Genomic DNA, 2,838 nt, shown 5'->3' on the forward strand with positions numbered 1-2,838 from the left:
GGCACCTGGAGTCCTGCCGCGGTCCTGGCTTATCAGTGGAAGCGCAACGGCGCCGCAATTTCCGGCGCAACCGGTGCCACCTACCTCCTGGATTCGGCCAGCGCAGGCACAAGCATCACCGTGAGCGTCACCGGAACCAAGGCCGGCTACACCTCGGTCACGAAGTCCTCCACCGCAACGGCCGCAGTCACCGCAGGTACGCTTGCCCCGGACCCGGTTCCGACGATCTCCGGGACAACCAGGGTCGGTTACACCCTCACGGCCAACCCCGGCACCTGGGGCCCTGCCCCAGTCAACCTGACGTACCAGTGGTACCGCTCAGGCACCGCCATCACCGGAGCAACCGCTGCCACCTACCGGCTCAACAGCGCAGACGCAGGCAAGACCCTGTCCGTCCGGGTCACCGGAACCAAAACCGGCTACACCTCGGTCACGAAGTCCTCCACCGCAACGGCGGCAGTCACCGCAGGTACGCTTGCCCCGGCCCCGGTCCCGACCGTCTCGGGGACAACCAGGGTCGGTTACACCCTCACGGCCAACCCCGGCACCTGGGGCCCTGCCCCAGTCAACCTGACGTACCAGTGGTACCGCTCAGGCACTGCCATCACCGGAGCAACCGCTGCCACCTACCGGCTCAGCAGCGCAGACGCAGGCAAGACCCTGTCCGTCCGGGTCACCGGAACCAAAACCGGCTACACCACCTCCACACGGGCATCCGCGTCGACACTTCAAATCATTCGCTAGGGCCTTTCGAAGCGTTGACGCTTACCTCGGATGCACGCTTGTAAGAGGCCGCGGTGGCACCGGGGATGACCTCCTCGTTGCGCAACCAGCGGTAGGAGAGCCTTGTCCCTGCAATCCAGGTGCGGGGCGCGACGGTCAGGACCGAATCGACCCTCCTGGTGCCCGACACTGCCGGGTTCCGGAGGTCCGCGCATAGCCCTTCACGGGGATTTCGGCGGTAGTGGCCTCGCCGGCGTCTTCGTACGGGGAAGCCTCACTGTAAAGCCTTCAGGCCCTTGCTGATGTCGGCATCGGTGAGCTTGTTTTTGGGCCGGTCGCCCCCGGGATCGCGGCACCGTTGCGCGACCACTGGTAGGTCAGCACATCGAATTTCACCTGGCTCACAGGCAGAACGGCGGCCAGGGTGGAGCCTCCTGAGTTCCGGACATCCGGGGCAGACTGGCTGCCACCACGACCGGCAGGCGCTGCGGTTCTGCTGGGCATTGCAGGGGACCCCTGCGGGCGGCTGCTCGCGGCCGCCCTGCCGGATCTGGTCCCGGGCCTGCGCCGGTTCAAGGAACTGCAGATCGACGATGGAACGGCGGCGTCGCTGGGTTCGGGACTACTGGCCTTTGTGCATCTTGTCGGTCAGGTCCACGAGGATGTCCTTGCTGCGGGTCAGTTGTTCTGCCAGGAAGCTGGCCAGAGTGGGGGCGTCGACAGTGAGGCCGCTTTCGGGGATGACCCCATTCAACACAGCCGTCGTACCGGTTGCACTGGCCAGAGTGAAGGTGGCCCCTCCGACAGGCGCTGAGGTGATCTGCCAGATATCCGAGCGGAACCGTCCGTCCCCGCCTTCCAGAGCGGCAGCTGTCAAGGTGAAGGGAATGTATGTGGTGGACATGGGCGCCTTCCTCGATGGCCTCTGGTGCGCCTGCTCAGTCGTCGAACTTGACCAGCAGATCCAGACCGATGCCTTCAGCGGCGAGCACRTCTTCGACGTGTGCGACCAAGGTGCCCTCGGATGCCAGCGAGCCTGCCGGGAGCTCGCCACGGAGAGAAGCGGTCGTCCGGCCGATCTCGACCCGGGTGAGTCTGATGCCGCCCGCCGTAATGGCGCCAAGCGTCTCGACGTCGGGATGGAAGGCATCCGGGTCGTCGCCCCGGGCTTTGACGATCATGGTGAACTGGCGAATCTCGGGCGGCATAGCAGGTCTTCCTCTGGCGGATACTGCCACCAGACTATCCGGGGACCGGGCGGTTTCCGGGGAGGTGCGGGCGCCGCGGGTGCCGCGCTATTCGGCGATCCTGGCGGGCCAACAGAAGACCAGGAGCTCGGGAGACGGGAGCCCAACGCCCTGTTCCGCCGTATCATCTTTCCCGTCCCGGCCGTTTCGGTCTCACAGCTGACGGCCAGCAACCAAGTGGTCTGCACCCTTGTTGTGGGCGAACGCCCGGCGCAAGAATCACCGAATGGACGCCCCGGCGGTCAGGTGAAGCTGCAGCGCTTGACTGCGGTATGGCAGCTCTCCCACGTCCTGGATGGTTCGCTCCCCCGCGAGATCGTGACGCCGACGTCCAGCGCCGGCCTGCAGACCCGCAACTTCACGGCCATGGCCGCGAAGACGTGGGTGGCCGACCTGGCCGGGTCCGGCCTGGAGGCTGACCAGATGGATCCTGTTCTGATCCTCGAGCGGTCGCCGGAGTTGGGCAACCTGGAGCAGTTCCATACCGACGCCCTGATCGAACTCGAAGTGCGCCGGCGGATCGACTACGAGGTGGTCGACCTGTTCGTCTGCGATCCCTGATCGCAACGGCGCCGCTCGTCCGCCTTCGTCGACCGCCGGCGATCAAGGTGATGAACGGGATGGGCGTCGTCCGACGCGCAAGACGCCCCCGCGGAGGACATCGTCGACGAGTATGACGTAGAAGCCGAGTTTTCCCGGCGTATGCCGCTGGAACTTATCGGTCTTGATCTCGACGACGACGTAGCCCGTTGACCGCACTCATAGCCAGCCTCTATCTCGCACGGAGGGCGACGGTCGATGCGTCAGTTCCCTACAAGCGGATGATCGCTGATGGTGGGCATTACCGTGTGGGTATGAAACCTGATCA

The 2,838-nt window shown here is 65.4% G+C and carries 3 protein-coding genes and 1 pseudogene; 2 read left to right on the forward strand and 2 right to left on the reverse strand.

Annotated elements, in window-relative coordinates:
• A pseudogene (locus AC1DHX_RS20525) lies at positions 1-744 on the forward strand (carboxypeptidase regulatory-like domain-containing protein); the annotation flags it as partial.
• Positions 745-1,345: 601 nt separating this feature from the next.
• Here the strand turns inward: AC1DHX_RS20525 and AC1DHX_RS20530 are convergent.
• Positions 1,346-1,627, reverse strand: a complete 282-nt coding sequence (locus AC1DHX_RS20530) for a hypothetical protein (RefSeq protein ID WP_476860529.1) — start codon at positions 1,625-1,627, stop codon at positions 1,346-1,348.
• 34 nt (positions 1,628-1,661) lie between these two features.
• On the reverse strand, positions 1,662-1,931 hold the full coding sequence (locus AC1DHX_RS20535; RefSeq protein ID WP_476860530.1) for a hypothetical protein: 270 nt from the start codon (positions 1,929-1,931) through the stop codon (positions 1,662-1,664).
• Positions 1,932-2,231: 300 nt separating this feature from the next.
• Here AC1DHX_RS20535 and AC1DHX_RS20540 point away from each other — a divergent pair, with 300 nt between their 5' ends.
• On the forward strand, positions 2,232-2,531 hold the full coding sequence (locus tag AC1DHX_RS20540; RefSeq protein WP_476860531.1) for a hypothetical protein: 300 nt from the start codon (positions 2,232-2,234) through the stop codon (positions 2,529-2,531).
• Positions 2,532-2,838: the final 307 nt, after the last annotated feature.

The organism is Arthrobacter sp. 05N33_2 (assembly GCF_056397425.1).